This window comes from Hydrophilobacter chitinilyticus (genome assembly GCF_049860745.1).
Classification (GTDB): domain Bacteria; phylum Pseudomonadota; class Gammaproteobacteria; order Burkholderiales; family Burkholderiaceae_C; genus Rhodoferax_B.
Window position 1 is genome coordinate 497,243 of record NZ_CP187561.1, and the last position, 26,034, is coordinate 523,276.

Annotated in this window: 23 protein-coding genes; 13 read left to right on the forward strand and 10 right to left on the reverse strand. The window is 62.3% G+C overall.

From position 1 onward, the window contains the following. Nucleotides 1-89: 89 nt before the first annotated feature. The 6 genes from ACPWMG_RS02440 (at nucleotide 90) to ACPWMG_RS02465 (ending at nucleotide 6,636) form a co-directional block, all read left to right on the forward strand. Nucleotides 90-1,097: a TRAP transporter substrate-binding protein gene (locus tag ACPWMG_RS02440; protein ID WP_483303078.1), complete on the forward strand. Its 1,008-nt coding sequence runs from the start codon at nucleotides 90-92 to the stop codon at nucleotides 1,095-1,097. Between the two features lie 98 nt (nucleotides 1,098-1,195). Beyond that, on the forward strand, nucleotides 1,196-2,239 hold the full coding sequence (locus ACPWMG_RS02445; protein ID WP_483303079.1) for a Gfo/Idh/MocA family protein: 1,044 nt from the start codon (nucleotides 1,196-1,198) through the stop codon (nucleotides 2,237-2,239). Nucleotides 2,240-2,326: 87 nt separating this feature from the next. Next, nucleotides 2,327-2,773: a type II 3-dehydroquinate dehydratase gene (gene aroQ, locus ACPWMG_RS02450; protein WP_483303080.1), complete on the forward strand. Its 447-nt coding sequence runs from the start codon at nucleotides 2,327-2,329 to the stop codon at nucleotides 2,771-2,773. A gap of 36 nt (nucleotides 2,774-2,809) precedes the next feature. Beyond that, complete coding sequence (locus ACPWMG_RS02455) at nucleotides 2,810-4,726, forward strand: bifunctional sugar phosphate isomerase/epimerase/4-hydroxyphenylpyruvate dioxygenase family protein (RefSeq protein WP_483303081.1); 1,917 nt, start codon at nucleotides 2,810-2,812, stop codon at nucleotides 4,724-4,726. Nucleotides 4,727-4,773: 47 nt separating this feature from the next. Further along, a complete protein-coding gene (locus ACPWMG_RS02460; RefSeq protein ID WP_483303082.1) occupies nucleotides 4,774-5,607 on the forward strand; it encodes a shikimate dehydrogenase family protein in 834 nt (277 codons plus the stop codon). A gap of 72 nt (nucleotides 5,608-5,679) precedes the next feature. After that, a complete protein-coding gene (locus ACPWMG_RS02465; protein ID WP_483303083.1) occupies nucleotides 5,680-6,636 on the forward strand; it encodes an AEC family transporter in 957 nt (318 codons plus the stop codon). Here the strand turns inward: ACPWMG_RS02465 and ACPWMG_RS02470 are convergent. Further along, nucleotides 6,633-8,018 carry a GntP family permease gene (locus ACPWMG_RS02470; RefSeq protein ID WP_483303084.1) on the reverse strand — a complete coding sequence of 462 codons (1,386 nt, stop codon included), beginning with the start codon at nucleotides 8,016-8,018 and terminating at the stop codon, nucleotides 6,633-6,635. The two genes, ACPWMG_RS02465 and ACPWMG_RS02470, sit on opposite strands and share 4 nt — an antisense overlap. A 137-nt stretch (nucleotides 8,019-8,155) precedes the next feature. Between ACPWMG_RS02470 and ACPWMG_RS02475 the strand changes: the two genes are divergently transcribed. Then, the gene (locus ACPWMG_RS02475; RefSeq protein WP_483303085.1) at nucleotides 8,156-8,944 is read left to right on the forward strand and encodes an SDR family oxidoreductase; all 789 of its coding nucleotides are present in this window, start codon (nucleotides 8,156-8,158) and stop codon (nucleotides 8,942-8,944) included. A 1-nt stretch (nucleotide 8,945) separates the two neighbouring features. Here the strand turns inward: ACPWMG_RS02475 and ACPWMG_RS02480 are convergent, their stop codons facing one another. Continuing rightward, nucleotides 8,946-10,382, reverse strand: coding sequence for an MFS transporter (locus tag ACPWMG_RS02480; RefSeq protein WP_483303086.1), 1,437 nt, complete (start codon nucleotides 10,380-10,382; stop codon nucleotides 8,946-8,948). A 202-nt stretch (nucleotides 10,383-10,584) separates the two neighbouring features. Here ACPWMG_RS02480 and ACPWMG_RS02485 point away from each other — a divergent pair, with 202 nt between their 5' ends. Next, entirely contained in the window at nucleotides 10,585-11,364 is a 780-nt protein-coding gene (locus tag ACPWMG_RS02485; protein ID WP_483303087.1) for a ParA family protein, read from the forward strand. A gap of 2 nt (nucleotides 11,365-11,366) precedes the next feature. On the opposite strand, the gene ACPWMG_RS02490 is transcribed toward ACPWMG_RS02485, so the two are convergent. Then, entirely contained in the window at nucleotides 11,367-12,167 is an 801-nt protein-coding gene (locus ACPWMG_RS02490; RefSeq protein WP_483303088.1) for a DMT family transporter, read from the reverse strand. Nucleotides 12,168-12,329: 162 nt separating this feature from the next. Further along, nucleotides 12,330-13,163, reverse strand: a complete 834-nt coding sequence (locus ACPWMG_RS02495) for an AraC family transcriptional regulator (RefSeq protein WP_483303089.1) — start codon at nucleotides 13,161-13,163, stop codon at nucleotides 12,330-12,332. Nucleotides 13,164-13,331: 168 nt separating this feature from the next. Between ACPWMG_RS02495 and ACPWMG_RS02500 the strand changes: the two genes are divergently transcribed. Continuing rightward, nucleotides 13,332-14,090: a DUF2076 domain-containing protein gene (locus tag ACPWMG_RS02500; protein WP_483303090.1), complete on the forward strand. Its 759-nt coding sequence runs from the start codon at nucleotides 13,332-13,334 to the stop codon at nucleotides 14,088-14,090. A gap of 23 nt (nucleotides 14,091-14,113) precedes the next feature. On the opposite strand, the gene ACPWMG_RS02505 is transcribed toward ACPWMG_RS02500, so the two are convergent. The 3 genes from ACPWMG_RS02505 to ACPWMG_RS02515 are packed head-to-tail and all read right to left on the reverse strand — an operon-like array spanning nucleotide 14,114 to nucleotide 16,198. Next, nucleotides 14,114-14,647, reverse strand: coding sequence for a TPM domain-containing protein (locus ACPWMG_RS02505; RefSeq protein ID WP_483303091.1), 534 nt, complete (start codon nucleotides 14,645-14,647; stop codon nucleotides 14,114-14,116). 3 nt (nucleotides 14,648-14,650) lie between these two features. Further along, nucleotides 14,651-15,595: a TPM domain-containing protein gene (locus ACPWMG_RS02510; protein ID WP_483303092.1), complete on the reverse strand. Its 945-nt coding sequence runs from the start codon at nucleotides 15,593-15,595 to the stop codon at nucleotides 14,651-14,653. Between the two features lie 3 nt (nucleotides 15,596-15,598). Next, complete coding sequence (locus tag ACPWMG_RS02515; RefSeq protein WP_483303093.1) at nucleotides 15,599-16,198, reverse strand: LemA family protein; 600 nt, start codon at nucleotides 16,196-16,198, stop codon at nucleotides 15,599-15,601. 98 nt (nucleotides 16,199-16,296) lie between these two features. Here ACPWMG_RS02515 and ACPWMG_RS02520 point away from each other — a divergent pair, with 98 nt between their 5' ends. The 4 genes from ACPWMG_RS02520 to ACPWMG_RS02535 all read left to right on the forward strand — a co-directional run bounded on the left by ACPWMG_RS02520 (nucleotide 16,297) and on the right by ACPWMG_RS02535 (nucleotide 20,570). After that, on the forward strand, nucleotides 16,297-16,746 hold the full coding sequence (locus ACPWMG_RS02520; protein ID WP_483303094.1) for a YybH family protein: 450 nt from the start codon (nucleotides 16,297-16,299) through the stop codon (nucleotides 16,744-16,746). Nucleotides 16,747-16,799: 53 nt separating this feature from the next. Further along, a complete protein-coding gene (locus ACPWMG_RS02525; protein ID WP_483303095.1) occupies nucleotides 16,800-17,795 on the forward strand; it encodes a YheT family hydrolase in 996 nt (331 codons plus the stop codon). A 354-nt stretch (nucleotides 17,796-18,149) separates the two neighbouring features. After that, the gene (locus ACPWMG_RS02530; RefSeq protein ID WP_483303096.1) at nucleotides 18,150-19,970 is read left to right on the forward strand and encodes a methyl-accepting chemotaxis protein; all 1,821 of its coding nucleotides are present in this window, start codon (nucleotides 18,150-18,152) and stop codon (nucleotides 19,968-19,970) included. A 42-nt stretch (nucleotides 19,971-20,012) separates the two neighbouring features. Continuing rightward, nucleotides 20,013-20,570 carry a DUF2946 family protein gene (locus tag ACPWMG_RS02535; RefSeq protein ID WP_483303097.1) on the forward strand — a complete coding sequence of 186 codons (558 nt, stop codon included), beginning with the start codon at nucleotides 20,013-20,015 and terminating at the stop codon, nucleotides 20,568-20,570. A gap of 77 nt (nucleotides 20,571-20,647) precedes the next feature. Here the strand turns inward: ACPWMG_RS02535 and ACPWMG_RS02540 are convergent, their stop codons facing one another. The 3 genes from ACPWMG_RS02540 to ACPWMG_RS02550 form a co-directional block, all read right to left on the reverse strand. Next, nucleotides 20,648-21,301, reverse strand: a complete 654-nt coding sequence (locus tag ACPWMG_RS02540) for a c-type cytochrome (protein ID WP_483303098.1) — start codon at nucleotides 21,299-21,301, stop codon at nucleotides 20,648-20,650. A gap of 147 nt (nucleotides 21,302-21,448) precedes the next feature. Continuing rightward, entirely contained in the window at nucleotides 21,449-22,879 is a 1,431-nt protein-coding gene (locus tag ACPWMG_RS02545; protein WP_483303099.1) for an efflux transporter outer membrane subunit, read from the reverse strand. Beyond that, entirely contained in the window at nucleotides 22,872-26,027 is a 3,156-nt protein-coding gene (locus tag ACPWMG_RS02550) for an efflux RND transporter permease subunit (protein ID WP_483303100.1), read from the reverse strand. Before ACPWMG_RS02550 ends, ACPWMG_RS02545 begins: the two co-directional genes overlap by 8 nt. Nucleotides 26,028-26,034: the final 7 nt, after the last annotated feature.

Below are 26,034 nucleotides of genomic sequence, written 5' to 3' on the forward strand. Positions count from 1 at the left end.
AAAAAGCCAATGCGGGGGTGACAGGTACGCCACCTCCCGCATACAGAAAAGCGTGCCGTTCATTTCTTTTTTATTCTGAGGAGACATTCATGAAACGTCTGATGATCAAGTCCATCGTTGCCGCCATCGCGCTCACGTCCTTTGGTTTTGCCACCGCGCAAGACATCAAGGAGCGCACCATCAAGATGAATCTGAATGGCCCTGAAAACCATCCCGCAGGCCCTGGCATGCGCAAGTTTGCCGAAGTGGTGGCCGCCAAGTCGGGTGGCAAGATGAAGGTCAACCTGTTCTACAACAGCACGCTGGGCAGCGACCAGGCCGTGGTGTCTTCCATGAAGGGCGGCACGGTTGAAGCTGCGGTCATGAACACCGGCATTCTGGCCACCGAAGCCAAAGAACTGGCCATCTTCGACTTCCCGTTCCTGTTTGGCAACGAGAAAGAAGCTGACGCGTTGGTCGACGGCCCCGTGGGCAAGAAGATGCACGCCAAGCTGGAAGAAAAAGGCCTGGTCGGCATCACCTACTTTGAACTCGGCTTCCGCCAGATCACCAACAGCAAGCGCCCCCTGGTAAAGGTGGAGGACATTGACGGCCTGAAGCTGCGCGTCATTCCCAACCCCATCAACGTGGCTTGGGTGAAAGCGCTGGGCGCCAACCCCACGCCCATGCCTTTCCCCGAGGTGTACGGTGGCTTGGAACAAAAAGCCATTGACGGCCAGGAAAACCCCGTCTCGGTGATCGCCGCCAACAAGTTCTGGGAAGTGCAAAAGAACATCGCGATGACCAACCACCAGTACAACCCACAGTCGCTGATCTTCAGCAAGAAGGTCTGGGACAGCTACAGCGCTGCCGAGAAGAAGATCATTGAAGAAGCCGCTGCCGAAGCCACCGTGGTGCAGCGCAAGGAAGCGCGTGCGTCCGTGGCCGCCAACCTCGACCTGCTGAAGAAGAACGGCATGGCGGTGAGCGAGTTCTCGTCGGCTGAAGTGGCCAAGCTGCGCGACAAGATGAAGCCCGTGATCGCCCAGTTCAGCGCCAGCGTAGGCCAGGCGACGGTGGACGAAGTGACGGCTGAATTGGCTAAATCTCGCAAGTAATCGCGTAAGTAAATCAACCTGCGCTGATGGACTGCCGGGCGCCTCTGGGCGCCCGTTCTCCATTGCACAATTCTTCAGAACCCCCGAGGATTGAACGCATGAGCAAGCTTCGTATCGCAGTGGCCGGCGCTGGCTACATCGGCCAGGCACATATGGACGCAGCGCGCGCCAGCGCTACCTGCACCTTGTCGGCCATCGTCGATCCATCGCCTGCTGCCGTGCCCTTGGCGGCGGCTGCGGGTGTGCCGCTGTACGTGTCGTTGGAAGAGTTGCTGGCCCAAGACCGGCCTGATGGCGTGGTGCTGGCCACACCCAACCAGTTGCACCTGCCACACGCCTTGGCGTGTATTGCCGCAGGCTTGCCCATCTTGTTGGAGAAGCCCATCACGCCCACCGTGGCCGAGGGCGAAGCGCTGGTCAAGGCGGTGGAAGAGGCTGGCGCCAAGGTGCTGATTGGCCACCACCGCGCGCACAGCCCCATCATGGCCAAGGCGCGTGAAGTGGTGGCGTCCGGCCAACTCGGCCGCGTAGTGGCGGTGATGGGCAGCGCCACGTTCTACAAGCCTACGGAATACTTTGCGGACGCGCCCTGGCGCAGTGCACTCGGCGGCGGCCCCATCCTCATCAACATGATCCACGAGGTGCACAACCTGCGCATGTTGTGCGGCGACATTGTGGCCGTGCAAGCCTTTGCCTCGAACGCCGCGCGTGGCTATGTGGTGGAAGACACCGTGGCCATCAACCTGCGTTTTGCCAATGGGGCGCTGGGCACGTTCATGTTGTCCGACACGGCGGCCAGCGCGCGCAGTTGGGAGCAAACCTCGCAAGAGAACAAGGCCTACGCCACGTTTGAAGACGAAGATTGCTACGTCATCTCGGGCACCAACGGCAGTTTGTCGGTGCCCACTATGCGCCTCAAGACCTACCCGCGCCCGGAAGACCGCTCGTGGTGGAAACCATTTGAAACCGGTGTGGTGGGCATGGTGCGCGACGACCCCATCAAACACCAGATGACGCATTTCGGCGCGGTCATCCGTGGGGAAGCCACGCCGCTGGTGAGTGCTTTGGATGGCTTGCAAAATCTACGCGTGACGGAGGCTATTGCCAACGCCGCGAAGAGCGGTCAGATTGTCGAAATCTAGGCCGCATCTAGAACCAACTAGACCCAACTAGACCCAACTAGATCAGACCCCAGCGTTTCTAAACATCCTTTTAAAAGAGAACTGATTATGAAAATCCTCGTCCTGAACGGCATCAACCTCAACATGTTTGGCAAGCGCGACCCCAAGCAATACGGCACCGCCACGCTGGCGCAAATCAACAGCAGCGTGATCGCACTGGGTGAAGAGCTGGGCGCTGAAGTCGAGGCTTTCCAGACCAATCACGAGGGTGAAATGGTGGAGCGCATCCACAAGGCGCATATCGAAGGCATCGACGCCATCATCATCAACGCTGGCGCCTGGACGCACTACAGCTATGGCATTCGCGACGCGTTGGCCATCCTCAGCGCGCCCATCATTGAAGTGCACATGTCAAACATCCATGCGCGCGAACCGTTCCGCCATCTGTCGGTTTTGGCTGAAATCGCCAAGGGCCAGATCGCTGGTTTTGGTGTGGACAGCTACCTGCTGGGCCTGCGCGCTGCCGTGTCGGCCGTCAATGCCGCCAAGGCTTGATTTCATCCCTGCGAATTGACTGATCGGAGTTTGTGCATGCGCCGTTGTATCGCCACTGTTTCGTTGTCTGGCATGTTGCGCGAGAAGCTGCAGGCCGCGGCAGCGGCGCGCTTTGATGGCGTTGAGATTTTTGAAAACGACTTGCTGCAGTTTCCTGGATCGCCGCGTGAGGTGCGGCGCATCGCCGAAGACTTGGGGCTGACGATTGACCTGTTCCAGCCGTTCCGCGACTTCGACGGCGTGAGCCCCACGCAACTGGCGCGCAACCTGGAGCGTGCCGAGCGTAAGTTTGACGTGATGCAAGAGTTGGGCGCACCGTTAATTTTGGTGTGCACCAACGCGCAGCCGTCGGCCTCGGGCGACATCGAATTGTTGGCCGACCAAATGCACCAGTTGGCCGAACGCGCCGCCGCACGCGGCCTGCGTGTGGGCTACGAAGCGCTGGCCTGGGCGCCAAAAATCAGCCGCTACCGCCAGGCTTGGCAGGTGGTGGAAAAAGCCAACCACCCGCACCTGGGCCTGGTGCTCGACAGCTTTCACACGCTGGCGCTGCGCGACGATCCGTTGCCCATTGCCGACCTGCCGGGCGAGAAGGTTTTCTTCCTGCAACTGGCCGATGCGCCGTGGGTCGACATCGACGTGTTGAGCCACAGCCGCCACTACCGTTGCTTCCCCGGCCAGGGCGAGTTTGAGATGGCGAAGTTCACCGCCGCCGTGCTGGATGCGGGCTATACCGGCCCGCTGTCGCTGGAGATCTTCAACGACGAGTTCCGTGCCGCACCCGCCCGCCCCACCGCCGCCGACGCCATGCGCTCGCTGCTGTGGCTGGAAGAACAGATGCGCAGCGTGCCCTCGCTCAAGACCGGCATTCCCCATGGCGAGAGCCGCCGTGTGCCGCTGTTCGACCCACCCGCGCCGCCCAAACTGCAAGGCTGGTCGTTTGTCGAATTTGCGGTAGACGCCGGCAGCGCCGCGCGCCTGGCCAGCTTCTTGAAGACTATTGGATTCCAGCGCATTGGCCGCCACCGCTCCAAAGCGGTAGACCTGTACGGCCAGGGCGAAGTACGCGTGATCCTGAACCTGGAAGAAGATTCCTTCGCGCGCGCCTACTTCGAGGCGCATGGCGTTTCGGCCTGCGCCACAGCGCTGGCCACGACGGATGCGTTGGCCGCTCTGGGCCGCGCCGAAGCACTGGGCTGCACCCGCATGGCAGGGCGTGTGGGGCAGAACGAGTTGACCATTCCCGCCGTGCGTGCGCCCGACGGCAGCCTGCTGTACTTCTTCGACGTGCACAGCGGCGGCGAACACGGCTTCGAGGCCGACTTCGTCCTCCACGCACCGGTAGACACCAGCGCGGGCACCGCCTTTGGCGACAAGGCGCGCATCGACCACATGGTGCAAGTGTTGCCCACCGGCCAGGTCGAGCCGTGGACGCTGTTCTACCGCGCCGTGCTGGGCTTGAAGCCCACCTCCAGCCCGGTGGTGATGCACGACCCCTACGGCATCATCAAGAGCCGCGTGATGGAGTCCAGCCAACGTGAGGTGCGTTATGCACTCAACGTGTCCGAGCGCGCCAGTACCTCCACCGCGCGCACCGTGTCGCGCTTCGGCGGCGCGGGTGTGCAGCAAATCGCCGTGGCTGTGCCCGACCTGGTGGCGACCGCGCGCCGCCTCAAAAGCCTGGGCGCCAGCCTGCTGACCGTGCCCGGCAACTACTACGACGACCTGGCCGCCAAATACGACATCGAGCCCGCGCTACTGGCCAGCCTGCGCGAGTGCAACATCTTCTACGACCGCACGGCCGATGGCGAGTTGCTGCAGCTCTACACCACACCGTTCGACGACCGCTTTTTCTTTGCGCTGGTTGAGCGTCGTGGCAACTACCAGGACTACGGCGTGGCTAACGCCCCCGTGCAGCTAGCGGCTTTAGCGCAGTGGCGAGAAGTAGCGTAGCCGCCGTCGCCCACAACCCATTCAGATTTAGACATAGGACACACACCATGATTCGCGGCACCACCACCGTCATCGCCCACATCGGCTTTCCCACCTTCGCCTTCAAGGCGCCGATGATCTACAACCCGTACTTCGAGCACGCCGGCATCGACGCCGTGGTCGTGCCCATGGGCAGCAAGCCGGAAGACTTCCCCGCATTTCTGCGTGAAGTGTTCAAGCTGTCGAACGTTGGTGGTGCATTGATCACCATGCCGCACAAGGTCACCACGGTGGCGCTGCTTGATGAAGCCTCGCCCACGGTGCAGATTGCCGGTTCGTGCAACGCTGTGCGCCGCAGTGCGGACGGCAAGCTGCAAGGCGACATGTTCGACGGCGAAGGTTTTGTGCGTGGCGTGCAGCGCAAGGGCTTGAACCTGGCGGGCAAACGCGCGCTGGTGGTGGGCAGCGGCGGTGTGGGCTCGGCCATTGCTGCATCGTTGGCGGCCGCAGGCTTGGGTGGCATTGCGCTGTTCGACTCGCACGAAGCCTCAGCCACGGCGCTGGGCGGTCGGCTGAAGAAGCATTACCCCAACCTCGAAGTCATTACCGGCTCGAACGACCCCGCTGGGTTCGACCTGGTGGTCAACGCCACACCCATGGGCATGAACGAGGGCGACCCGCTGCCGGTCGACGTGTCGCGTATCGCGTCCACCACCTTTGTGGGAGAAGTGGTAATGAAGAGCGAAACCACCGCCTTCCTTGCCGCCGCCCAGGCGCGTGGCTGCCAAACGCAGGTGGGCACCGACATGTTGTTCGAGCAGATTCCCGCCTACCTCGAATTCTTTGGCCTCCCGACGACCACGCCCGAGACGCTGCGCTCGCTGGCCAAGCTGAGTTACTAAGTACCCGTTCGGCCTGGTCAGGGTTGGCGCGACGCCTGCACGTCGAATCGGCGCCAGCCTCACACTCTGCGCATGCTGCACATCCTGAACATCACCGCCCCGATCTACCTGATCATTGCCGCCGGCTTTTTGGCCGTGCGCTTGGGGCTGTTCAGCAAAGACGACACGCGGGTGCTGGGCCGCTTCGTGATCCAGTTCTGTGTGCCCGCGCTGATCTTCCACGCGCTGTCGCAGCGCTCGTTTGGCGAGATCCTCAACGCGTCTTTTCTCATGGCTTACGCCGGGGCGGCGGTTGCCTTGTCGCTCGGCATGATGTTCTACGCGCGCCGCGTGCGCGGCCACGGCATGCCCATGGCGGCGCTGCATGGGCTGGGGGTTTCGGCATCCAACAGCGCGTTCATCGGCTACCCCATCTTGGCGCAAACCATTGGCCCCGCAGCGGCTGGGGTGGGCCTGGCGTTGGCCATGATTGTGGAGAATCTGATCGCGCTGCCGCTGGCATTGGTGATGGCCGACAGCGGATCGGGCGGCGCAGCCCAGCGCTGGCACCACACCTTGCTGCGCAACCTGCGCGGGCTGCTGAAGAACCCGATGATCGCCGCCATCTTGCTCGGCTTTACGTTTTCCATGCTGGGCGCTCAATTGCCAGAATTCATGGCCCGCACTGTGCAGATTGTGGCCACCGCCGCCAGCCCAGTGGCGTTGTTTGTGATTGGCGGCTCGCTGGTGGGGCTGAGGCTCGGCGGTGTGCGCCGCGACATTGCTACCGTGACCTTCGGCAAGCTGGTGTTGCATCCGCTGCTGGTGTTCTTGGCGCTGTGGACGCTGCCGCCGCTCGACCCGCAATTGCGCATCGCCGCCGTGGTGTTGGCGGGTATGCCCATGCTGAGCCTGTACCCGGTGGTGGCGCAGAAATACCACCATGAAGGTTTTTGCGCTGCGGCCTTGCTGGTGACCACGGTGGCGTCGTTCATATCCATCAGCGTGTTGCTCTGGGCCATGCACGCGGTGCTGGGCTGGACGCCTTAGAACACGCCAACGGTCAGGTACATCGCCAGGACCAACAAGCCCGCCGTAAAAGCGGTCAGGCTACCCACCATGAAGAGGTCGAAGTAGGACTGCTTGTGGGTCAACCCACAGATTGCCAGCAGTGTGATTACCGCGCCGTTGTGCGGCAAGATGTCCATCGCTGCCGAGCCCATGGAGGCAATGCGGTGCATGATTTCGGGGCTGATGTGCGCCACCTGTGCTGCATGCGCGTAGTAGTCCCCCATGGCGCTCAGCGCCAGGCTCAGGCCGCCCGAGGCTGAGCCTGTCATGCCGGCCAGCACTGTCACCATCAGCCATAACGATACGACCGGGTCGCTGGCCACTGTCTTCAACCCCTCGCGCACCACTGCGAAACTGGCCAGGCTGGCGATGACAGCGCCATAGCCCACTTCAGAGGCGGTATTCACCATCGGCAGCAAGGAGCCCAGTGTGCCCTGGCTGATGGCCTCGCGCAGATTGGGAAGGCGGCGGTAGTTGGTGGCCACCAGTACCGCGATTGCGGCGGCCATGGCGCCGATGATGGCCCAGATGGACAGCACTTTCTTCAAATCCAAATGTTTGAACTTGTCTGTGTCCAGATAGCTGTGGTCGAAGGACGGAATGATGTACGCCGACAGCAGATAGTTGAGCGCAATCACCACCAGAATGGGCAGCAAGGCAATGAAGAACGATGGGAGATCGGCGTTGTCCATGTCGGCCAGTTTCTCGTTGTGCTCGCCATAGCCCTCACCCTGTGCGTGTGCGGTTCGGGTGCGTCGACTCAGCCACAACATGCCGGCGCCAAACATGAAAATCGAGGCGATGATTGACAGACCGGGTGCCGCGTAGAGCGTGGTCTTGAAGAATGGAATGGGGATGGCGTTCTGAATCGACGGCGTGCCCGGAACCGCGACCATGGTAAACGTAAAACTGCCCAGCCCGATGGCTGCGGGAATCAGCCGCTTGGGCACCGCAGCTGCGCGAAAGAGCGACGCCGCAATCGGATACACCGAAAACGCCACGACAAACAGCGATACGCCGCCGTAGGTCAGCAGCGCGCAGGCCAGCACCACCGCCAGAATGGCCTGCTTGCCGCCCACCCATTCGACGATTTGCAGGGCGATGGCCCGTGCCGCGCCCGACTCTTCCATCAACTTGCCAAACACCGCGCCCAGTAAAAACAGCGGAAAGTAAGTGGCGAAGTAGTTGCCCAGTGCAGGCATGTAGATTTGCGTATAGCTGGCCATCAGCGGCAAGTCGCCCCAGTTGAAGGCGATGGCCACGGCGGCACAGAGTGGCCCGATGAAGATCACGTTCCAGCCGCGATGGGCCAAGAAAATCAGCAGCGCCAAGGACGCGAATATCCCCAAAATTCCCAGCATGTAGGTCTCCCTTTTTTGAATAAAGAAGTACAGGACGCATCCCGTGCTTAACGGCATACTGTGTCTGGAAATCGCACTACGCTGGTTACCAAAGGTTTGTGCTTGAGAGAGTGGCGTGCTACACAAGGAGACGCAAAATGGCTGATGCATTCGTTGGCAAAGTGGTCGTGGTCACAGGCGGCAGCCGTGGCATAGGGCGCGGCATTGCCGAGGCGTTTGCGGCGCAGGGCGCACACCCGGTGTTGGCGGCTTCGTCGCAAACCACACTCGACGCCACCGCCGATACCATTGCGGCTACCGGTGTGGCGCGGCCCGATGTATGTGCCACCGACCTGCGTTCTGAAGAGGGCTGCCGTGCGGTGTTCGACTTGGTGGCAGCGCGCCATGGCCGTTGCGATATTCTGGTCAACTCGGCCGGCGCCACGCGCGCCGGGGCGTTTGTCGATTTGACGGCTGCCGTGTGGCAAGACGGCTTTGCGCTGAAGTTCTTTGGCTGCGTGAACCTGTGCCGCCTGTTCTGGCCGATGTTGGTGGCCTCGCGCGGCCACGTGGTCAACATCATTGGCGGGGCGGCGCGCACGCCCGACCCCGGCTTTTTGATTGGCGGCTCAGTCAACGCGGCTATGAACAACTTCACAAAGGGCTTGTCGGGCTTGGGCAAGCGTGAAGGGGTGAACGTCAACGCCATTCTGCCGGGGCTGACGGAAACCGACCGCGTGCAGCAGATCTTTGAGCAGCGCGGCAAAGCCAGTGGCAAAACAGTGGCCGAAGAACGCCAGGCGCAGATCACGCGTGAAGGGCTGGCGCGCTTGGGCACGCCCGAAGACGTGGCCGCGCTCACGCTGTTTTTGTGTTCAGAGAACGCCCGCCACATCCAGGGCACCGCCATCGCTGTAGATGGCGGCGGCACCCCCGGCGTCTATTGACCTAGGCTCTGCCCGACACCTCGGCGCCTGCGTTCTTCGGCAGGCGCAGCGACCAAGCCGCACCCAGTGCCATCAACGCGGCACCGGTCAACAACGCGTGCTGAAAGTCTGCCAGCGACAAGGTGGTCGCATCGCTGCGCATGTTTTGAAACAGCGCCAAGGCCATGGCACCAAACGCCACGCCCAGGGTGGCCGCCACTTGCTGCGTCATGGCCGATAGGGCGCTGGCGCCCGCACGCTGCTCGGCGTTGATGTCGGCAAACGCCAGCGTGCTGACGGTGGTGAACTGCATGGAGCGCGTCATGCCCGCCACAAACAATACCGGGTAGATGATGGCCAGCGACAAGCCCGGCGACAGCAGGCCACATGCGGCCATCGACAACGCGCACAACGCACCGTTCACGGCCAGCACGCGGCGGAAGCCAAAGCGGCGCAGCACCGGCGTGGTGGCCCCCTTCATGGCGAGGTTGCCGCCCATGTAGACCAGCAACATCAGCCCGGCCTGGAAGGCGTTGAGGCCAAAGCCAATCTGGAACATCAACGGCAGCAAAAACGGCGTGGCGCTGATGGCAATGCGCGCCATCATGCCGGCGGTGAGCATGCTGATCGCGAATGTGGGTACACGCACAGCGCGCAGGTCCAGCATAGGGGTGGGGTGCCTCAGCGCGTGGCGCGTGGCCAGTAAGCCCGATACGATCGCCACAGCCAACCAGACTGCCGCCACCTGGCGTTCGCCCTGCGCTTCGCCCAACAGCGCCAAACCGTGCACCAGTGTGGCCAAGGCTACGGCAGTGAGCCCAAAGCCGAGTTTGTCGAATGGCATGCGCTGGGCGGCCATATCGTTAGGAACGTGGCGCAGCACCAGCCACATGCCCACCATCCCCAGCGGAATGTTGATTAAAAAGATCCAGTGCCACGACGCATAGGTGGTGATGAATCCGCCCAGCGGTGGCCCGAGCACCGGGCCAATCAGGCCCGGCCAGGTGATCAGGCTGATGGCTTCTATCAACCGCTGTTTCGGCGTGCTGCGCAACACCATCAAACGCCCAACGGGTGACATAAACGCGGCGGCGACACCTTGCAGCGTGCGCGCGCCAACAAAGGTCCACAAATTGGGGCTCAGCGCGCACAGCAGCGAGGCCAGCGTGAACAGCGCAATCGCCCCGGCAAAAACGTTGCGTGCGCCAAAGCGGTCGCTGGCCCAACCCGCAGTGGGCACAAACACCGCCAGCGCCACCAGGTAAGCGGAGATGCTGAGGCTGAGCGACAGCGTGGTGGCGTTGAAGCTGTGCGCGATGGCCGGTAGCGCGGTGGTGACGATGGTGCTGTCCAGCGTCTCCATGAAAAACGTGGCGGCCACGATGAGCGGAATGCGGCGCGAGAACGCTGGGGGCGCGGCGGCGGTGTCGGGGAGGTTGGAAGGCGCTGGCGTCGACAAAACAGATTCCTGTGTGGCTGCCAGGGTGGCGCGCCGATCATGGGGGTCAATATAACTTTTTGACACCAACCCCGCTTGGGCCATGGTTGGATTGTCTTTTGACTATGTTCTGATGGCGATCTGGTGCGGTTTTTGCGAGCCCTGAGGGGCGGCGCAGGCCGTCTTCTCTTCTTCTCTATTTCTCCCAACCAGGAAGAACACCATGCCTCTCGTCGTATTCAACCAAAAAGGTGGCGTCGGCAAATCCACCATCACCTGCAACCTGGCCGCCATCAGCGCCAGTGAGGGCTTGCGTACGCTGGTGATCGACCTCGATCCGCAAGGCAACTCCAGCGCCTATTTGATGGGCGACCAGGCCAGCGACGAGCAACCCACAGTGGCCGGTTTCTTTGAGCACTGCCTGAGCTACAGCCTGCGCAGCGTGCCGCCCACCGACTTCGTGGTGCCCACGTCGCATGAAAACCTGCACGTGATGCGCTCCAGCCCACTACTGAGCGAGATGGAGAGCAAGCTCGAATCGCGCCACAAGCTCTACAAGCTGCGTGAAGCACTGCAGCAACTCGGCGCCATCTACGACCGCATTTACATCGACACGCCGCCCGCGCTGAACTTCTACACCCGCTCGGCGCTCATGGGCGCGCGGGCCTGCCTGATTCCTTTCGACTGCGACGAGTTCGCGCGCAAGGCGCTGTACACCTTGCTCGACAACGTGGCCGAGATCCGCGCCGACCACAACCCCGGCCTGGTGGTCGAAGGCATTGTGGTCAACCAGTTCCAACCCCGCGCCAACCTGCCGCAGCGCATGGTCGACGAGTTGGTGGCCGAGGGCTTGCCGGTGCTGCAACCGTACCTCACCTCGTCGGTCAAGGTGCGCGAGTCACACGAGCAAAGCCTGCCGATGATTTACCTCGACCCACAACACAAGCTGACGCAAGCCATGGTGGCCTTGCATGGCGTGCTGCAGAAGCAGCGCGCCACGTGATTTCAATCTGCTTTGGTTTTTGCTTTGGCTTTTGCGGCAAACACCGTGGCCAACACCACGCAAACCAGGCCCAGCCATTGCCATGCCCCAATGGCCTCGTGCAGAAACAGCGCCGACAGTAAAAGTGCGCTGACCGGCATCCACACCGTGGCCAGCGCGGCGCGCGCGCCGGTGGTGCGGGCGCTCCCGGCGTACCACAGCAAAAAGCCGCCCACCGTGGGCACTACGGCGTAGTAAGCAATGCCCAGCAGGGCAGGGGTGGAGAGAATGGATGGTGTGGCCTGCCGTGAAAACCAGGCCGGCAGTGCCGACAACAGCAAGCCACCCGCACACAACAACGCCGACAACGCCAAGGCTGGAATCGGCTGCGACAACCGTTTGTTCGCCAGAATAAAAGCCGATTCACAGGTGATGGCCGCCAGCACCAGCGCAATGCCCTGCAGCCGTGCAGGCCCCGCCGACAACGGCGCTGGCGACAGCGTCACCACCACCACACCGGCCGTGGCCAAGGCAATGGCACACGCCAAACGCCAGCCCGGCCGCTCGCGTAAAAACACCACCGCAAACAACGCCGACACCGCTGGCAACGTGCCCGTGACCACACTCGTTTCCGCCGCCCCTGCCAGCACCACGCCGTGTATCAGCAGCACGGTGTAGCCCACGCTGCCGGCGGCGGCCTGCACCAGTAGCAAAGCTGCGTCGTGACTGTTCACGCGTGGAAAGCGCACGCCGGCCGCACGCATCAACAGCCAGAAGATGGGCAGGGCAATGGCGTGGCGCAGTGGCCAGAAACGGTTCCACATCGGTGCCAATGACTTTGCTGACCACCACCGTGCTGCCCACCAGCACCATGGCGGCGCTGCACAACAACTGGCCGTTGAGAGATTCGGAGACACGCGACATGACAGACCTTGAGAGTAAGACTCTCCAAAGTCTCGGCGCGTGTGGCGCTGGGGTCTTGAACGTTATTGCAGCTTGTGCGCGGGCGCCATGGCTTGCTGCCAAGCACCGGGCGTAAAGCCAAACTGCCGCGCGAAGATGCGGGTCATGTGGCTTTGGTCGGCAAAACCAGCCGATGCGGCGGCCTGCGCCAGGCCTTCGCCGCGCTGGATGAACCCGCGCGCAACCTCTGCGCGGCGTTGCAGCAACCAGGCGTGCGGGGTGATGCCGTAGGCCTGTGCAAAGCGGCGCAGCAGTTGGTATTTGCTCAGGTCTGCCATGGCAGCAAGGGCGCTGAGGGTGGGGGCGTTGAACGGGTCGTCAGCCAGGCGATGGTGCACTTGTGCCAGGGCGGTGTCTACGCTGCTGGCGGCGGGGGCTTGGCTGTGCTGGTGCAGCAGCAAACTGCAAGCGGTGGCCAAGGATTCTTCACAAGCCAGTTGCTCCGCCGAGTTGTGGGGCTGGGCGTTCCACGCCTCGATGCGGTTGAGCAGGCAGCGAAACACGCGTTCCAGGCGCGTGTTGCGCAATACTGGGTGTTCGAGTTCGATCTCTGTGCCAGGTTCGCCCACCTCGGCGGCGATCACCCCCGCATTGAAGTACACCATGCGCCAGCGCCGCGAGGGGCCGCCATAGGGTTGACCGTCGTGCACCTCCCCGGGGTTGGTGGTGATGAGGTCGCCCGCAAACGCTTCCACCCGGCCACGCCCACTGGCCGAGGTTTGCGCGCCGTGCTCCAACACCCCCACGCCGTGGGTGGTGTGCCAGTGTTTGCTGAAGTGGCGCGCGCTGTCGATGTGGGTGCAATACACGCTTTCCCAGGGGGAGGCGATCACGCGAGCGTGGTGGAGTGGAGCCATGTGGGCCGTTATACCGCGCCAGATGTGACTTGCGAAGGGGTTGGAGAGAGTCTTAATCGAGCCTTAAACCCGTGTGAAGCATCGCAGAAACTACCGCCCGTTTACACAAGATGCGGGGTTGCGGGTCTATGCTGGAGCCACTTTCTCTTCAGCATCGAAAGGCTTTGCATGAACACCCAAGAACAACAAATGCTCGACGACTTTTTGTCGCGCCTGGCCGCCGTGCACGGCGTGGCCAAAGATCCGCAGATCGATGGACTGATTCGCCAACGCCTGGCCGCACAACCCGATGCGCAGTACCTGCTGGTGCAGCGTGCGTTGCTGCTGGAACGGGCGCTGGAAAACGCCCATCAGCAAATCGAACAGCTTCAGGCCCAGATGGCGGCCGCCACACCGCGTGATCCGGGAGGTGCCAGCTTCTTGAACGGCGGTTTGGAACCTGGCTTTGGCCGCGCGCCCACAGCACCCGGATTGGTACCGCAACAGCAGGTGCAGCCGCCATATCAGCCTCAAGCGCAAAGCCAGGCGCAGCCTTCGGGCTGGCGTGAGCGTTGGTTTGGCGGCGCCCCGGCCGCCGCGCAGCCTGCGCCTGCCCCAGCGTCGAATGGCAGCAGCTTCTTGGGCACTGCGGCCGCCTCTGCCGCAGGTGTGGCCGGCGGCATGTTTTTGTTCAACGGCTTGGGCAATCTGCTGGGTTCGCACCACGGCAGCAGCAGCTTCTTTGGTGGCGGTGGCTCCCCCACGGTGACGGAGAACATCACGCAGAATTTCTACGACGATGCGGGCCGGGCATCACCGCACAACGATCAACTGTTTTCAGGCTCCAGCGCCAGTGACACTGGCGCGTTGAGCGGCAATGACAACATCTGGGACGACATGACGTCCGGCATTAATGACGGATTTCTCGACAACGACTTGACGACCTGAGCCGGCCTGGACGGGTTCGCCGCTCAGTCGTCATCCCCCGGATTCACCACCGGGGCGTTGGGCAACTCGTTGGGGCGCACGGTGTTGGTCGCAAGGCTGAAGTGCTCCACCAACACGGACGACACTTCTTCCAGCGCCTGCGTCAGCCCGTCCTCAAAGCGCCCCTCGCGGAACGGCGCACGCATGCGGCCCACCATGGCCTGCCATTGGGCCGTGCTCACGTGTTCGTTGAGCCCACGGTCGGCGACGATTTCAATCGCATGGTCGGCCAACAGCAGGTAGATCAACACACCGTTGTTGTGTGCCGTGTCCCACACGCGCAGCTTGCCAAACAGGGTGACGGCGCGCTCACGTGCACCGGCGCCGCGCCACAGGTAGCTCATGGGCAGGCCGGCTTCGACACAGATGCGGATTTCGCCGGTGTGGCGTTGTTCGCTGGCGCCCACGCGTTGAGCCAGGCGATCGAGCATCGCAGTTGGAATGTCGCGCTCGGCACGGCCCATAGCTTCAAACCAGCGATGGCGAGCTAAACGGGCAAGGGTATGCAGGAGTTTCATGGTTTACCAGTCTCCCGAGGCACCGCCGCCACCAAAATCGCCGCCACCACCAGAGCTGAAACCACCGCCACCTCCGCCACCACTGAAGCCGCCACCACCCCCTCCAAAACCTCCGCCGAATCCGCCGCCACCAAAGCCACCATTTCTGCCACTGCGTACGGAAGACGCCAGGCCAGCACTGGCCACTATCGAATAGAGCAGCGCCACGACGGCGGCAATACCGGCGATCAACACACTGGTGGTGAACACCCAGGCGAGTGCGCCCACAGCACCCCCTGTGGCCAGAGAGCCCAGCCCTTTGCCCAAAATCCTGCGCGCGATGGCGCCGCCAATCGGCACGGCAAAGAACAGAAAAATAGCCAGGTCAAACCACTGAAAGCCTTCGTCGCCACCGCGTTGGGTGTGGGTGTTTTGAACAGGCGCGGGCAGAGCCTCGCCTTTGATGAGCTGCATAACGCGGTCAACACCCGCATCCACGCCTGCAGCGAAGTCACCCTGGCGCAAATGCGGCGTGATGGCCTCGTCGATCACGCGTTTGGCCAGCACATCGGGAATGGCGCCTTCGAGCGTTTTGGCAATTTCGAAGCGCAGGCGCCGGTCGTTTTTGGCGATGACCAGGAGCACCCCGTCGCCCACGTCTTTGCGACCAATCTTCCAGGTGTTGGCCACGCGGTTGCTGTAGTCGAAGATATCTTCGGGCGCGGTAGTGGGCACCATCAGCACCACGATTTGCGCGCCGGTGCTGGCCTCAAAGCTGCTGAGCTTGGCTTCCAAGGCTTGCTTTTGCGCGGGGCTGAAGCTGCTGGTTTGGTCGACCACATGCGCGGTTAGCGCCGGCACAGGCAAGGGTGCTTGCGCGCGCGCCAGCGGCATGGCCAGCAACGCTAGCCAGAGCCAGGTCAACCAAGCTACACGCGCCACACCCACTACACCCGCCAGGAGCCGCATGGCTTACTTCTTGTTGAAGTCGACCACGGGCGGAGTGGAAATGGCGGCTTCGTTCTGCACGCTGAAGTTGGGCTTCACGTTGTAGCTGAACATTTTGGCGGTGAGGTTGCTGGGGAAGCTGCGCGCCAGCACGTTGTACTCTTCTACTGTCTTGATGTAGCGGTTGCGCGCGACGGTGATGCGGTTTTCGGTGCCTTCCAGTTGCACGCGCAGATCGCTGAAACCCTTGTTGGCTTTCAGGTCGGGGTAGCGTTCGCTCACCACCATCAGGCGGCTCAGCGCGCTGCCCAGCTCACCTTGTGCGGCCTGGAATTTTTGGAAAGCCTCGGGGTTGTTGAGGGTTTCAGGCGTGACCTGGATCGACGTGGCCTTGGCGCGTGCCTCGACCACCTTGGTCAAGGTGTCTTGCTCAAACGCGGCTTCACCTTTGACGGTGGCCACGATGTTGGGCACCAGATCGCTACGGCGTTGGTACTGGTTGAGGACTTCGCTCCAGGCGGCCTTGCTTTGCTCGTCGAGCTTTTGGAAGTCGTTGTAGCCACAGCCGCTCAGGCCTGCGACCAAAGCCAAGGCCGCGAAAATTTTAAAGAGCCTTGTTGGCATGGAAGTCCCCCGCAAATGAAATGACGCGTGACGTTAGCACAGCAGTTTCTTAAAGCAGTGCAAAATCCTGGTTTACCCGTGTCATTACGTCACAAACTATGTCCAAAGCCAAACAGCAGGCGGCCACTCTCGGTGGCTCTGCCGACGATATCGAAGCTGCCTATTACGAAGCCTTGCAACGCGGTGATATTGACCGGCTGATGGCCTGTTGGGCTGACGAAGACGACGTGATGTGTATCCATCCGGGAGGGCCGCGAATCGTGGGCAGCGCGCAAATCCGTGCCTCGTTCGAGAACCTGTTTGCCACGGGACGTTTGAACATTCAGCCCGAGCGCGTGCGCAAGATCGAGTCGATGGCCAGCGCCGTGCACAACGTGATTGAACGTGTGGAAGTGATGACCGAAGCGGGTTCGCGAGAAGGTTTCACCACGGCCACCAACGTGTACCACAAGACGCCGCAAGGTTGGCGCTTGGTGGCCCACCACGCCAGCCCTGGCACGCGCAGCGAGATGCAAGAGGCGACGGCCTCACCGGTGGTGCTGCATTGAATAACTTTGTGCCGTTTGAGGCTCTTGCGCAAGACAGTCAGGCGCATGACGCTATGAATTATGAAGCGCCTTGGTGGTTGCCAGGGGGGCATCTGCAAACCATCTGGCCGGCCTTGTATTCGCGCCGCGCGTTCGGTCCGCCGCCGCGCTTCAAGCGCGAGCGCTGGATCGCTCCCGACATGGACTTTGTCGATGTCGATTTCTCTGACCCCGCCGCTTTGGTGGCCGACCCAGCCGCCCAGCCCAGCAGCCGGCCGTTGCTGGTGTTGTTCCATGGGCTGGAGGGGTCATCAGCCAGCCACTACGCCCTGGCTTTTGCCGATTACGCGCGCAGCCATGGCATGGCTTTCGCCGTGCCGCACTTTCGGGGCTGCAGCGGGGAGTTGAATTTGGCGCCGCGTGTGTACCACTCCGGCGACTTTGAAGAGATCGACTGGATCCTGGCGCGCATGCGCGCCCGCCATCGCGGGCCGGTGGTGGCGGTGGGCGTGTCGCTCGGTGGCAATGCCTTGCTGCGCTGGGCTGAAGAAAAGGGCGCGCAGGCCAGCCGCGTGGTGCGGGCGGTGGCGGCGGTGTCGTCTCCGGTCGACTTGATGGCGGCCGGCCTGGCCATTGGGCGTGGTTTCAACCGCCAGGTTTACACACGCGTGTTCTTGCGCACCATGAAGCCCAAGGCCATGGCCAAGTACGCGCAGTTTCCAGGGTTGTTTGACCGCGACGCCGCGATGGGTGCGCGCGATCTTTACGAATTTGACAACGCCTTCACCGCGCCGGTGCATGGCTTCAAGAATGTGCAGGACTATTGGACCCGCGCTTCGGCTAAACCCCGGCTGGACCAGATCAAGCTGCCCGCGCTGGTGGTCAATGCCCACAACGACCCCTTTGTGCCTGCGCAAAGTCTGCCGCGCCCAAACGAGGTGGGGGAGCACGTCACGCTGTGGCAGCCGCCGCATGGCGGGCATGTGGGTTTTCCCAAAGGGCGCATACCAGGCCATGTGCGTGATCTCCCGGACCAGGTGGGGAACTGGCTGGCGCAGACGCTCCGGTAAAAAAAGCGCAACGTTGGCCGTCCTGCGCAGGGCGGCGGGACTGAGTCGATACGGCGGCGCAGTGTTGCGTGCAAGCATCTAACAGGCATGTGTCTACGTCTGTCTAAAGTGGAATCACCCTTTACAAGATGCTACATTCTGGTTCAAAGTGAAGCTCTTCACGCTGTAGGCCTGCAATAGGTCTGCGGTCAACCGACCAGAGGCGAGTCCTGTCATGCACAGTGCATCAGCGGTTGTATTTGTCGTCTCCTATCTGCCGCGCATCCTCCGCGACGGCCTCGCATTTCTGATGCGGTGCATCCTCATGCCCGCCGCCGTTCTCCAAGCTCCAGACATCACAGAGGGAAATTTCGCATGAAGTTCAATCAGTTGAAAATTGGTACGCGCCTGGGCATTGGCATTGCATTGGCGGCGATCTTGCTGGCTATCAATGTGTGGATTGGCATCTCGGGTATGGCGAGCATCAAGAACCAGTTGGATCTGGCCAATGATGACCGAGTGCCCAAGGCAGCGGCCATTGCGGCGGTAAAAGAAAACCTGTTGTTGCAAGCGGTGACGGTGCGCAACCTGGTGCTGTTGACCGACGCGGGCATGATGAAAGGCGAGAACGACTTTCTGCAGAAGAGCTACGCCGACCTCGACAAGTCGCTGAAGTTTCTGGAGACGACGCTGATTTCTCCAGCCTCGAAAGAAAAATTTGCCGCCATGAAGGCCACCATTGCCAGCGTGCGGGTCCCGCTGGACCAGGTGGCTGCGAAAGGCCTGGCCAACACCGACTCCGAAGGGGCCACCAAGTTGCTGCTGGAGACCGTCAAGCCTGGGCAAGTCAAAGCCAGTGCGGAAGCCACTGAGCTGGCCAACATTCTGGTGAGCAACGGGGCTGCCGCGCAGGAACAGGCGAACAAGGATTACCAGTCGAGTGTGCAACTTTTGATCATCGTTGGTGTACTGGCCGTGGTGCTGCTGATTGTCTTGGGCTATTTGTTGGTGAAGGCCATTACCGGGCCGGTGAACGTGGCCGTGGCGGTGTCGCAAGCGGTGGCCGAAGGTGACTTGACCACGCGTTTTGAGGCCGAGGGCAACAGCGAAACCGCAATGTTGTTGAAGGCGTTGAAGGCCATGCAGAACAGCCTGGTTTCAGTGGTGAGCAACGTACGCACCAATGCAGATGGTGTGGCCACGGCCAGCTCTGAAATCTCACAGGGTAACAATGACCTGAGCGCGCGCACCGAGCAACAAGCCAGCGCACTGGAAGAGACGGCTGCCTCAATGGAGCAGCTCTCCAGCACGGTGAAGCAAAACTCCGACAACGCTCGCCAGGCCAACCAGTTGGCACAGAGCGCCTCGACGGTTGCGGTGCAAGGCGGCGACGTGGTGGGCCAGGTGGTCGAGACCATGAAAGGCATCAACGACAGCAGCAAGAAAATTGCCGACATCATCAGCGTGATCGACGGCATTGCGTTCCAGACCAACATTCTGGCGCTGAACGCGGCGGTGGAAGCCGCGCGTGCAGGCGAGCAAGGGCGCGGCTTTGCCGTGGTGGCCAGCGAAGTGCGCAGCCTGGCTGGGCGCAGCGCCGAGGCTGCCAAGGAAATCAAGGCGCTGATTTCGGCCAGCGTCGAGCGGGTTGAGCAGGGCACGGCCTTGGTCGACCAGGCCGGTGTGACCATGCAGGAGGTGGTGACCTCGATCCGCCGCGTGACCGACATCATGGGCGAGATCAGTGCTGCCAGCGTGGAGCAGTCACAAGGCGTGAGCCAGGTGGGCGAGGCGGTCACGCAGATGGACCAGGCCACGCAGCAAAACGCCGCGCTGGTGGAGCAAAGTGCCGCTGCGGCCAACTCGCTCAAAGGCCAGGCGCAGCAACTGGTGGCGGCGGTGGCGGTGTTCAAACTCTCGGGTGGCGAGGCGCGACTAGCATCGTCGTCAGCTTCGTTTGCCTCGGCACCGGTGCCGCGTCCGAGTCCTGCCAAACCCTCGAAGCCCGTGCCCGCAGCGGCCAAGCCAGCATCAGCCGCACCAACGGCACGCGTGGGTTCGGAGACCACCACAAAACCGCCATCTGCGCCAACGCCAGCGCCAAAACCTGCACCCAAGGCCGCGGCGTCGCTACCCGCGCCCAGCAGAAAGGTTGCCCCAGCAGGCGGTGGAGACGACGATTGGGAATCCTTCTAAGCCCAACTGTGATGCGTGGGCCATGCGTCGCATAATCGGCGCATGGACGATATTGTCAGACAGGCGATGGCCAAGTGGCCGCATGTGCCCAATTGCTACGGTTGGTTGGGCTTGGATGCGCGTGGCAACTGGTACATGCGCGACGACCGCACGCAGGCCCTCGGCGCCTTTGCCAGCGGCGCGCAGGGCGCAAAAGGCTCACGCCTGCAGCACGAAAAACTGATCGACTTTATTCAGCGCAATTACGAAGCCGACGACGCGGGCCGCTGGTATTTTCAGAATGGGCCGCAGCGGGTGTACGTGGAGCTGGAGCGCACGCCTCTGGTGTGGCGCCTGGAGGCCGATGGCACGGTGCGCAGCCATACCGGACGTGCCGCGCAGGTGCAGCAATGTGTGGTCGATGCCGAAGGCTTGCTCTACCTGCACACCGACCTGGGCTTTGGGCTGGTGCACACGCAGGATGTGTTGTTGGCGGCCGACTGGATCGAGCAGGGCCAATGGCACCCGCAAGAGATGAGTGCTGCCGAGCTGCCCGGCGCGTTTCACTTCGTTCTGAGTCCGCAAGTACAACCGGCCACCTCGGCCGCAGTGACCAAGTGACCGATGTTTGCTCCCAATAAAAAACCGGCTCGCAAGCCGGTTTTTTATTGCCCAAGAACGCTCTTGGTCAGTTCTGATTACTTGGTGGCGGCCACTGGGGTGGCAGAGGCTGCCGGCACCGCTGCGGTGGGGGCAGACGCTGCGTCACCAGTAGCAGATGCGCCATCGGCAGGCGCTGCGGCTGCACGGTTCGGGACCGGGAACTTGCCACCTGCGGCATTGGCCATGTAGACCACGGCGCGGCCGATCTCCACATCATCAAAGTCGCCGCCGCCTTGTGGGGCCATGGCACCCTTGCCTTTCAACGCCGAATGCAACAGCGCGTCGTATCCGGTGGGCAGGCGTGCCGCCCAGGCTGCGGTGTCGCCAAACTTGGGTGCGCCCGCAACCCCTGCCGAGTGGCAAGTGGTGCACTGGGCCTTGAAGACTTGCTCACCAGTCTGAAGTTCGCGGTTGGCATCGCGAATCTCGACCATGCCGACTCTTTGCAGGCGTGCATTGGTGGCGGCGATGCGTTCTTCTTGGGATTTGCCAGCCAGGCTGATTTCAGTGCCGGAGCCGGCTTCCAAGCCTGCGGGCTTGTAAGCCGAGACGGCAAAAAACACCAATCCGATGATGACGAAGATGGGAACAATGAAAGAAAAGAACACCGAAACGAGCAGTTGTTTCGGGTTTTTGATAGGGCCAGTATGGGCTTCATCGGCCGCATGATCGTGTGGGGAATCGCTCATGTTGTCCTCAATTATTATGGGGGCTCACTACTCTTTTTGATTATAGCGACGGCCCCTGTAGCGCGTTTCCGATCTGGTCAGGTCGAAAACGCGCCCATCAAGGACGCCCGGCCAAGTGTAGGGCCAGGCGGGGTGCGGAGGTGGCCTTTATGGGGCCGGGTTTACCGCAACAGTGGTCGGCGCGGGTTCGGTCCAGCCGCCGCCGAGCGTTTTGTACAACGTCACCTGGTTCTGCAATTGGGCCAGTCGCGTCTGGACCACCGACTGTTGCGCCACAAACAACGAGCGTTGCACCACCAGCAAATCGAGGTAGCTGGCCACGCCGTTTTTGTAGCGTAGATCAGACAGGTTGTAGCTGGCCTGCTCGGCAGCGGTTTGCGCCTGCAGCGAACGCAGCTCTTCACCCAACGTCGCTTGCCCGGCCAATGCATCGGCCACTTCACGGAAAGCCGTTTGAATGGCCTTTTCGTATTGGGCTTGCGCAATGCCACGCGCGGCCTTGGCCGAGTCCAGGTTGGCCTGGTTGCGGCCAGCGTCGAAGATCGGCAAGACCAACTGCGGAGCGACGGTGAAGCCCCAGGTCCCGCCCGAGAACAGGTTCGAGAACTGGGTGCTGGTGGTGCCAGCGCCAACCGTCAACGAGATGTTCGGGAAGAACGCCGCGCGCGCCGCGCCAATGTTGGCGTTGTTGGCGATCAGCGTTTGCTCGGCCTGGCGGATGTCAGGGCGGTTCAGCAGCACTTCCGAGGGCAGACCTGCTGGCAGGGCCGCGATCAGCGCGCTGTTGGTCAGCGTGGTGCTGGTGGGGATGTTTTGCAATTCTCCGAGCGGCTGACCGACCAGCAAGGTCAGTGCGTTGCGGTCTTGCACCTGTTGGCGTTGTAGTTGCGCCAGCACTGCGCGCGAGCCTTCGGTCAGCGACTGGGCTTGGCGCAGATCCAGCTCGGAGGCCACCCCGTTGTCCAGGCGCAGCTTGGCGAGTTTTTCGGACTCGATGCGGCTGTTGATGGTTTGCTCGGTGATGGCCAGCAACTCGCGGTCAGCGATAAGCGAGAGGTAGCCGTTGGCCACTGCCGCAATGAGGCTGATCTGCGTGGCTTTATGGCCTTCTTCGGTGGCCAGGTACTGGGCTAGCGCGGCTTCTTTCAGGCTCGCCACGCGGCCAAAGAAGTCGATCTCCCAGCTGGAGGTGACCAGGCCCACGCTGTAGCTCGTGACCGAGCCGCCGTTGCCATTGGGCGCGCGCGAACCGCTGGCACCGATGTTGACGGTGGGGAACTGGTCCGCCCGCTTCACCTGGAACTGCGCGCGCGCTTGCTCGATGTTGAGCACCGCCACACGCAGGTCGCGGTTGTTTTGCAGGGCTGCTTCAATCAGCTTTTGCAATTGCGCATCGGTGAAGAACGCTTGCCATGGCACCTCCGTAGGGGCCTTGCCAGGCGCGGCGACGGGCACGCCCGCCACTTCAGCAGGCCACTGGCCGGCCACGGGTGCGGCCGGACGTTCGTAGGTGGGGATCATCGAGCAGCCGCTCAAGAAAGCGGCCGCTGCCAGACTCAGAATGCTTAACTTACTCATGGCCACCGACTCCGGTATGTTTGGCGTGCTCGGCGTAGATTTCCGCCTGGCGCGCGCTGCCCTTGAAAACACTGCGGATCAGCACAAAGAAGATCGGCACAAAAACCACCGCCAGGATGGTGCCGGTGATCATGCCGCCCAGCACCGCCGAGCCGATGGCGCGTTGGCTGGCCGAGCTGGCGCCAGTGGCAATGGCCAATGGCAGCACACCCAGCATGAACGCCATCGACGTCATCAGAATCGGGCGGAACCGCAGGTGTGCGGCCTCCAACGCGGCTTCGATCACACCCTTGCCTTGGGCCTGCAGGTCCTTGGCAAACTCAATGATCAGAATCGCGTTCTTGGCCGACAAGCCAATGATGGTCACCAAGCCCACCTGGAAGTAGACGTCGGCCGAGTACGAACGCGACCAGGTGGCCAGCAGCACGCCCAGCACGCCCAGCGGTACGACCAGAATCACCGACATTGGGATCGACCAGCTTTCATACAGCGCAGCCAGGCACAGGAATACCGCCAGGATGGCAAAGCCGTACAGCACCACGGCTTGCGAGCCGGCCAGCTTTTCTTCACGCGACAGCGCCGTCCACTCGTAGCCGAAGCCCGGTGGCAACTGGGCGGCCAGACGTTCCATCTCGGCCATGGCGGCACCGCTGCTGTAGCCAGGCGCGGCACTGCCGTCGATGCGCATGGCGGGGTAGCCGTTGTAGCGCACGGTTTGCATCGGCCCGGTGATCCAGCGTGTCGACGCGAAGGCCGACAATGGCACGGCTTGGCCGGTGGTGTTCAGCGCGTTGATCTTCAGCAGGTCTTGCGGCTGCATGCGGTCTTTCGCGTCGGCTTGCACCACCACACGTTGCAGACGGCCCTGGTTCGGGAAGTCGTTCACGTAGCTGGAGCCCAGCGCCGTGGAGAGCGCGCTGTTGATGGCACTGAAGCTCACGCCCAGCGCGTTGGCCTTGTCGCGGTCAATGTCGATCTGCAGCTGCGCCGCATCTTCCAGCCCGTTGGGGCGCACTTGCGCGAGGATGGTGCTCTTCGAGGCCATGCCCAGCAACTGGTTGCGTGCCGCAAGCAGCGCGTCGTGGCCCAGGCTGGCGCGGTCTTGCAAGCGGAAGGTGAAGCCGCTGGACGTACCCAGTTCAGGAATGGCCGGTGGGCTCAGCGGGTAGATGAAAGCATCACGAATGCCAGACAGCGCACCGAACGCGCGGCCAGCGATGGCCGACGCCTGGTGTTGCGGTTCGTGGCGTTCGTCCCAGTCCTTCAGCGTCACGAAGGCCAGGCCTGCGTTCTGCCCGGTACCCGAGAAGCTAAAGCCCAGCACGCCCACCATGCTCTGCACTTCGGGTTGCTTGAGGATGTAGTCCTCCACCTGGGCCATCACCTTGCTGGTGCGCTCTTGCGTGGCGCCCGGCGGCAACTGCACGTTGATGATCAGGTTGCCCTGGTCTTCATCGGGCAGGAACGAGGTCGGCAGGCGGTTGTAGACCAGCACCACCGCAGCCACCAGTGCGGCGTAGATGATCATGTAGCGACCGGCCTTCTTCAGCAGTCGGGCGATGAAGCCTTCGTACGTCTTGGCGGTGCGCGTGAAGCCACGGTTGAACCAGCCGAAGAAGCCTTTCTTCTCGTGATGGTGGCCAGCCTCAACAGGCTTGAGCAACGTGGCGCACAAGGCCGGCGTGAGTGACAGCGCGAGGAACGCCGAGAAGCCGATCGACACCACCATCACCGCCGAGAACTGGCGGTAGATGTTGCCCACCGAGCCGCTGAAGAACGCCAGCGGCACGAACACGGCGATCAGCACCACCGTCACGCCGATGATGGCGCCGGAGATCTGGCCCATGGCTTTACGCGTGGCCTGCAGCGGCGGCAAGCCTTCTTCGCTCATGATGCGTTCGACGTTTTCGACCACCACGATCGCATCGTCCACCACGATACCGATCACCAGCACCATGCCGAACATGGTCAGCACGTTGATCGAGAAGCCCATGGCCAGCAATGCCGAGAACGTGCCAAGCAAGGCTACCGGCACCACGATGGATGGAATCAGCGTGTAGCGGATGTTCTGCAGGAACAAGAACATCACCAGGAACACCAGCACGATGGCTTCGATCAGCGTGTGCGCCACCTTTTCGATGGAGATACCGACGAAGCGCGAGCTGTCGTAAGGCACGTTGAACGTCACACCGTCCGGGAAGAACTTCTGCAGCTCTGCCATGCGGTTTTTGACCAACTTGGCCGTGGCCATGGCGTTGCCCGAGGGCGACAACTGGACACCAATACCCACGGCCGGTTGGCCGTTCAGGCGCGCGCTGGTGGAGTAGCTTTGCGCACCGAGTTCGATGCGTGCCACGTCCTTCAGGCGCACTTGCGAGCCGTCGGCATTGGCGCGCAGCACGATGTTGCCGAATTGCTCGACCGTGCTGAGCTGGCCGCTGACCACCACCGTGGCGCTGATGCCCTGGCCACTGATGTTGGGCAGGTCGCCAATGGTGCCCGAAGCCACTTGAGCGTTCTGGCCGCTGATGGCGGTGTTGACGTCAGCCGTGGAGAGCTTGTAGCCCACCAGCTTGGCCGGGTCGATCCAGATGCGCATGGCGTGTTCGGTGCCGAACAACTGCGCCTGGCCCACGCCCGAAGTCCGTTGGATTTCCGGCAGGATGTTGCGCGAGGCGTAGTCACCCAGCGCGTTGGTGTCGACATCCGGGTTGGTGGACGACAACATCACAAACAACAAGAAGTTGTTGCGCGACTTGTCCACGCGCACACCTTGCTGCGTCACGGCCGATGGCAGGCGCGGCGTGGCGCGCGACAAGCGGTTCTGCACGTCCACCTGCGCCAGATCGGCGTTGGTGCCGGGCTCGAAGCTCAGCGTCAGCGAACCCGTGCCGTCGGCTTGCGCCACGGCTTCCATGTAGATCATGCCGGGCGAACCGTTCATTTCGCGCTCGATCACGCTCAGCACGCTTTGCTCCAGCGTTTGTGCCGAGGCGCCTGGGTAGGCGACGTTGATCACGATGGCAGGCGGCGCCACGGGTGGGTATTGGGCCACCGGCAGTTGCGTGATGGAGATCACCCCCATCACGATGATGAATAGCGAAACCACCCACGCAAAAATCGGGCGGTCGATAAAAAACTTTGCCATGCTGCGG